The organism is Egibacteraceae bacterium, assembly GCA_035540635.1.
Classification (GTDB): domain Bacteria; phylum Actinomycetota; class Nitriliruptoria; order Euzebyales; family Egibacteraceae; genus DATLGH01.
Genome location: DATLGH010000052.1, coordinates 38,221 through 44,456 on the forward strand (window position 1 = coordinate 38,221; position 6,236 = coordinate 44,456).

The window sequence follows — 6,236 nt, forward strand, 5'->3', positions numbered from 1 at the left end:
CTCGCCGGCGCTCACCGCTCCAGCGATTCACAAGTCAGCCGCCGAACCCTCGAGGACGCTGAGCGGTCCCGGACGCCCGAGCAGGTAGCCCTGACCGTAGACCACGCCGAGGTCACGCAGCGCCGCCAGCTCTGCCGGGTCCTCGATGCCTTCGGCCACGACCTCCGCTCCGGTCTCGCTCGCAAACGTGATGAGCGCGCGGGCCATCGCCCGACGCGCGCGGTCCACATGGATGTCGCGGATCAGGGAGACGTCGAGCTTGATGAGGTCAGGGGCCAGGAGCAGGATGTGCCGCAAGCTCGCGAAGCCCGCGCCCGCGTCGTCCACCGCGAGGTGGACGCCCGCCGCCCGCAGCGGCTCCAAGCCGCGGTTGAACGCGTCGTAGTCGTCGATCTGGGCGTGCTCGGTGATCTCCAGCACCGTGCGGGCCGGGGCCGCCGCCAAGACCGCGGCCTGCAGCGCTCCGTTGGTGGCGACCTCGGGGGAGACGTTGAGCGCAACATGGGCCCGGGTGGGCACGCGGGGGAGCTCGGCGAGGGCGAGATCGACGGCGAGCAGCTCCAGCTCCACGTGCAGGCCTGCCGATCGGGCGGCGTCGAACCACACGTCGGGCCCCCGGCGGGGCTCCTGAGGGAAGCGTGCCAGGGCTTCGACACCGATCACCGCCCGGTTGCGGACGTCGATGATCGGCTGGAACACCAGTCCCATCCGCCGGGACGCCAGCGCCGCTCGGACACGGGAGCCGACCTCCTGGCGGTCCCTGCTCGTGACGTTGCGATGCTCCAGCTTCGCGCGCAACTCGTCGAGCACATGGGCGGCGACCGGTGGCGGCAGCACGACCTCCCCGGCGGCGGATCTGCGGAGCGTCTCGACGATCTCGCGGTTGGTCGCTGTGCCCTTCGTGAGATAACCCACCGCGCCCGCCCTGAACATCTCGACGACCGCACCCCGGTCGGCGTAGGTCGAAAACGCCACCACCTGGGTGGGCGGCGAGGCCGCGCGGATGCGCCGGGCTGTCTGCTGGCCGCCGCCGGGCATCTTCGTAGCCAGCAGGGCGACGTCGGGCCGGTGCCTGCAAGCCTCGTCGACGGCCTCATAGCCGTCGGCGACCATCGCGACGAGCTCGAATCCCCGCTGAGGGGTGAGCAGCTCGGCGAGCACGTCGCGCACCGACGCGTCGGAGTCGGCCACGAGGATGCGCAGGCGGTCCAACGCTCACACACCCAGGTCGGCGGCCGGCGGGGTAGCCGGAAGCCAGGACTCCACCACCGTGCCATGGCCGGGCGCGCTGTCGATGCGCCACCAGCCGTGGGCGAGCTGGGCGCGCTGGCGCATGGACGTCAGCCCGAGATGGCCGGGTCTGAGATCTTCGACCGTCTCCAGGGAGAACCCGACCCCGTCGTCCTCGACGCGGACAAGGTACCCGCCTTCGAGCTCGTCCAGGACGACCTTCACCTTGCTGGCCCGGGCGTGCTTGGCGACGTTGACGAGCGCCTCCTGCGCGGTGCGGTACAGCAGCGCGCGAAGGCCGGGGGCCGGCTGGCTCACCGTGCGGTCCTCCAGCACGAACGCATAACCCGCCTCGGACGAGGAGCGCTCCAGGTACGTTTCCAGGGTGGCCGCGAGCCCGTCGCCCTCCAGGCCCTCCGGCGACAGCGCGAACGTCAGCTGGCGCAGGCGGGCGATCGCCAGCCGCACGGCTTGCTCCAGCTTGGCCTGCTGGGCTCGAAGGTCCGGGTCGGACACTGACTCGCCGAGCATCTCCAGGCGCATCGCCACCGCCGTCATGACCTGCATGGAGTCGTCGTGGATGTCGGTGGCGATACGCCACCGCTCCTCCTCCTGCGCTTGCGCGAGGTGTCCCACGAGGCGCTGGCGCTCCCGGTCGGCGAGTTCGAGCTCACGCACCTTCTCCAGCAGCTTGCCGTTGAGCACCGCCAAGTGCTCGCGTTCGGAGGCAGTTCCGGACGGCGGCGGCTCCTGGGAGGCAGCGGGTCGCCGCAGCGCCCTGCGCACCGTGCCGCAGACGGCGGTCGGTTCGGCCGACTTCGTGAGCACCTCGGTGATGCCGTAGGCCTCGGCGACGTTGCGCACCTCATCCTCGGCGTATGCGGCGGTGTAGATGACCACGGGGATCTGGGCGGTCGCCGGGTCACCGCGTAACTCCCGCACGAACGCGTAGCCGTCCACCTTGGGCATGAGCAGGTCGGTGATGACGACGTCTGGGTGCTCCACCCGCGCGACACCGAGCCCTTCAGCGCCGTTGGTGGCCTCCAGCACCTGGTGCCCGCACTCGACCAGAGACGTGGACAGCCGCAAGCGGCTCACGGCGCTGTCGTCAACAACGAGGATAGTGGCCATCTTTGGACCAGCCCTTGTCTATGCGGTACCCGCAGTCCTGATCCCTTTCGGCTTGTCCGGTTCAGAACTTAAGGGGCGGTCGCCGGCTATGGGGGCGTGAGGCAGGTCACGCCGCGGAAACGGGCGAAGTCGCGGTCGAACGTGGCCACCCGGCACCGTGCTCGGTGGCCAGCGCGGCGAGATGCGCGTCGGCCACGAGGTTGGGGGGTACAGCGGTCGCTACCCGCGCGCGAGGGCGGCTCCGACGATGGCGACCGCCTCGGCGGGATGGGGCGGCGTGCCGGTGAAGACGACCTCCCCGTCGACGACGACCGCGTTCCTCGCCACCCGGCGGGTCTGGTGCCACGCCTGCCGCCGGGAGAGCCCACGCCGGCGCCCGTCGCGCCACACCGTGGGCAGGAGCCAGACCATGTTGCGGGGGTCGGCGACGGTGATCTCGACCTCGTCGCCGGACCAGCGCCGGCGCAGCGCGAGGTACACCGCCGCCATCGCGTGCACCTCGGCACGCACCGAGGCGGGCGCCTCCCGGGCGCCACCCTCGGCGCCGATCCCGGCCGAGGCGCCACCGCAGCAGCCGCCGGGCATCCCGGCGTTCCATTCGCGGACGAGCAGCACACGGTGGCGCATCGTCAAGGCCTACCCGTTGCCTCCACGTCCGACTCCGCGGCCGGCGCACCGTGCCGGTCCTTGAAGGCCTGGTTGATGGCCATCGCCGCCTCGACGATGAGCCAGAGCGCGAGGAAGAAGATCACCGCGTCGAGGACGACGAGCAGGTAGTCCCGCTCAGCCCAGAACTCCCCGAGCTGGATGAACAGCGCCCACGTCGTCATGGTGAGCAGGAAGATGAGCGGCACGAGCGGTGCCGCGGGGTTGCGCCGCCGCTTCACGACCCACGTTGCGACCACCGCGAGGGCGAGCCCCGCCATGAGCTGGTTGGTCGTGCCGAAAAGCCGCCACAGGCGGCCGAACGTGAAGCCCGCGTCGCCCTCGCCGGGCACGAGCGCGAGGGCGAGGGGGACGAGGACCGCGAGGACGGTGGCTGCCCAGATGTTCCGCGCGAGGGGGCGGAAGCCCGCCGTCTCGGCCATCTCCTGGATGACGTAGCGCTGGAGGCGGACGCCCGTGTCGAGCGTCGTCGCCGCGAAGGACACGACGACGACGGCGGCGAAGATGGCGCCGATCTCGGCCGGGATGCCGAAGCTCGTCACGAAGCGGCCGACGCCCTCTGTGAAGTAGCCGAGGCCGCCGGCCGAAGCGGCACCGAAGTCGGCGTAGCGCTCCGCGTAGACGGCGGCGCCCCCGATGCCGGCGCTGACGGCCATGACCGACCCGAGCGCGAGGGAACCCTCCCCGACCGTGCCCATGACCCCGACGAAGCGGGCGTCGGGTTCCTTGTCGAGCTGCTTCGCGGTCGTGCCGCTCGCCACGAGGCTGTGGAATCCCGACACGGCTCCGCAGGCGATCGTGATGAACAGGAACGGGAACCAGAACGGGGCGTCCGCGGGCAGGTTGGCGTTGTAGAAGGGCGCCTCGATGACGAACCCGCCGAGCGCCAGCCCGCCGAAGATCACGAAGAGCGCGATGAACAGCTGGTGGGCGTTGATGAAGTCCCTCGGCTGGAGCAGGACCCAAACGGGAAGCCGGCAGGCGATGAAGGCGTAGACGAACAGGATCACGACCCAGAGGGCCCGCACCGGCACCCCCGTCGCCTCGGACAGCGGTGCGAGGTCCACCGGGTAGAGCTGGCCGACGGGGATGAACAGGTACATGACGACGACGGCCACGATGGAGGGGACGAGGATGCCGATCTGGCGGCGGTAGATGAGCTGTCCCACGGCGATGGCCAGCGGGATCTCCACGAAGATGGGGATGACCGCCGCCGGGTTGTTCACGAACAGGATGGAGATCACGACCGCGAACACCGCGTTCACGAGCGTGAGCAGGAAGAAGATGACGACGAGGAACAGCGCGCGGGCCCGGCGGTTGATGACCTCGGCGGTGAGCGTGCCGATGTTGCGGCCCTTGTTGCGCACCGAGACGACGAGGGCACCGAAGTCGTGCACGCCTGCGGCGAAGATCGTGCCGACCGTGATCCACGCGAGCGCCGGACCCCAGCCCCAGAACACCGCGATGGCCGGTCCGACGATCGGCGCCGCCCCCGCCACCGACGTGAAGTGGTGACCGAACAGCACGTGCCGGTTGGTCGGCACGTAGTCGACCCCGTCCTCGAACTCGTGCGCCGGGGTCACGAACGCCGGGTCGAGTGCGTAGACCTTGTCGGCGACGTAGGAGGAGTAGTAGCGGTAGCCGAGTGCGAAGGCGCTGAGCACGACCGCGACGACGACGATGGCGGGCATCCGACCCCTCGCTTCCTCCGCCGACGGCGGGTCCACCTCCGAGCCGATCCGCACACAGTGCATCAGCGGTGACGCCGGTGTCAACGGCCCCCGGGACGGCTGGGGCGCGCCCGCGATAGCGTCCGAGGCGGCATGGACGCCGACGACCTCACCCGCGCCTGGGACCGCGCCGCGGTCGCCGAGCTCGCCTACGTCGACGGCCACGGGCGCCCCCGCGCGACCGCCGTGACTCCCCTCGTGCTCGACGGCGGGCCGGCCGTGGCGCTGCCCTATGCGCGCAGTAACCTCGCCCGCGCCCTGGCCGCCTCCGGGACGGTCGTCCTGTCGGTGTCCGACTCGAGGATGGCGACGAAGGGCTGGGCACCGTGCGCGGCGGGCGGCACCGCGGAGGTCGTCGAGGACCTGGAGGGCCGGTGCTTCCTCGGGGGGCCGCTCGCCCAGGAGCTCCGCAAGCACCCGCCGTCACGGGAGCTGCTCGACACGCCCGTCCTGCGCCGGGAGCACTGGTGGTACGTGCCGCGCTGGATCGTGCGGGTCGCGCCGCAGCGCGCGTGGCCGGTGGGGCGCCGCTCCAGCCCGGCGGAGGGCGTGCTCGTGACCGTCTCGGGGCCGCGCCAGCTCGCCGTCGACACCGTCCGCGTCGAAGACTGGGACGCCGACCGCGTCGTTGTCACCTCTCTGGCCGCGCACGACCTGCGAGGTCTGCGCGGCTCGGCCGTGCTCTTCACCCACGACTTCGCGGTGCCCGACCTCGACCGCTGGGTCGAGGCCTCCGCCACCGGGGAGCTCCGCGCGGGCGTGCTCCACGTGACGCAGCGGGACGGGCGCACGGCGCTGCCGAAGCCCTTGACCCTCGTCGGGCGCCTCCGCCGCCTGCGCGACCTCGAGCGCGCCTGCCGCCGCGGCCTGCGCGAGCGCGTCTGAGGCCTCCACAACGGGCCTCCTGCCGACGAGCAGGCGACCTACACCGGGCGTCGTCGGCGGTGCCCGCCTGGTAGGAGGCTAGGGTGCGGATCGCCTGACACGGGGAGACGTGGATGAGCACCGGGGCGCGGTCGGCCTGGCCGGAACAGCAGCAGGACGCCCGAGATGGATGCGCGTTGGCGTACTTCCACCATCGCGGTGGACCACGGACAGCGTGCACGGCGACGACGCGCGGATCGAGGCGATCATTCAGGCGCTCTACGACCATGGGGTCGAGCTGGCGGTCACCGCCCATGACCACAACTACCAGCGGTTCCCGGCGTTGGACCCGTCGGGGACGGGTGACGCCAAGGGGGTGCGCCAGTTCATCGTCGGGACGGGTGGGGCGTACCTGTACGACTTCAACACCGTCGACCCGCGTGCCGAGGCCCGCAGCCGCAGCTTCGGGGTGCTCAAGCTGCTGCTGCGCCCCAACGCCTACGACTGGGAGTTCCTCACCGACCCCGGCGGCATCAACCCGTCGTTCACCGACAGCGGGACCGGGTCGTGCCACACCCCCGCGACGTCGCCCAGCCCCTCCCCGTCACCCAGCCC

At 71.5% G+C, this 6,236-nt stretch carries 6 protein-coding genes; 2 read left to right on the top strand and 4 right to left on the bottom strand.

From position 1 onward, the window contains the following. Nucleotides 1–27: 27 nt before the first annotated feature. The 4 genes from VM324_09190 to VM324_09205 all read right to left on the bottom strand — a co-directional run bounded on the left by VM324_09190 (nt 28) and on the right by VM324_09205 (nt 4,718). A complete protein-coding gene (locus VM324_09190) occupies nt 28–1,212 on the bottom strand; it encodes an EAL domain-containing protein (protein ID HVL99449.1) in 1,185 nt (394 codons plus the stop codon). 3 nt (nt 1,213–1,215) lie between these two features. Then, nucleotides 1,216–2,361: a response regulator gene (locus tag VM324_09195; GenBank protein HVL99450.1), complete on the bottom strand. Its 1,146-nt coding sequence runs from the start codon at nt 2,359–2,361 to the stop codon at nt 1,216–1,218. 219 nt (nt 2,362–2,580) lie between these two features. After that, the gene (locus VM324_09200; GenBank protein HVL99451.1) at nt 2,581–2,988 is read right to left on the bottom strand and encodes a hypothetical protein; all 408 of its coding nucleotides are present in this window, start codon (nt 2,986–2,988) and stop codon (nt 2,581–2,583) included. Between the two features lie 2 nt (nt 2,989–2,990). Beyond that, on the bottom strand, nt 2,991–4,718 hold the full coding sequence (locus tag VM324_09205) for a carbon starvation protein A (protein HVL99452.1): 1,728 nt from the start codon (nt 4,716–4,718) through the stop codon (nt 2,991–2,993). 132 nt (nt 4,719–4,850) lie between these two features. Here VM324_09205 and VM324_09210 point away from each other — a divergent pair, with 132 nt between their 5' ends. Beyond that, nucleotides 4,851–5,642 carry a hypothetical protein gene (locus VM324_09210; protein HVL99453.1) on the top strand — a complete coding sequence of 264 codons (792 nt, stop codon included), beginning with the start codon at nt 4,851–4,853 and terminating at the stop codon, nt 5,640–5,642. Nucleotides 5,643–5,856: 214 nt separating this feature from the next. Next, a partial coding sequence (locus tag VM324_09215) for a hypothetical protein (protein HVL99454.1) occupies nt 5,857–6,236 on the top strand: 380 nt, incomplete at its 3' end.

Excerpts from the sequence above, each read along its gene's own strand:
- VM324_09210 (HVL99453.1), top strand. The coding sequence starts at position 4,851 with ATGGACGCCGACGACCTCACCCGCGCCTGGGACCGCGCCGCGGTCGCC.
- VM324_09195 (HVL99450.1), bottom strand. The coding sequence starts at position 2,361 with ATGGCCACTATCCTCGTTGTTGACGACAGCGCCGTGAGCCGCTTGCGG.
- VM324_09205 (HVL99452.1), bottom strand. The coding sequence starts at position 4,718 with ATGCCCGCCATCGTCGTCGTCGCGGTCGTGCTCAGCGCCTTCGCACTC.
- VM324_09200 (HVL99451.1), bottom strand. The coding sequence starts at position 2,988 with ATGCGCCACCGTGTGCTGCTCGTCCGCGAATGGAACGCCGGGATGCCC.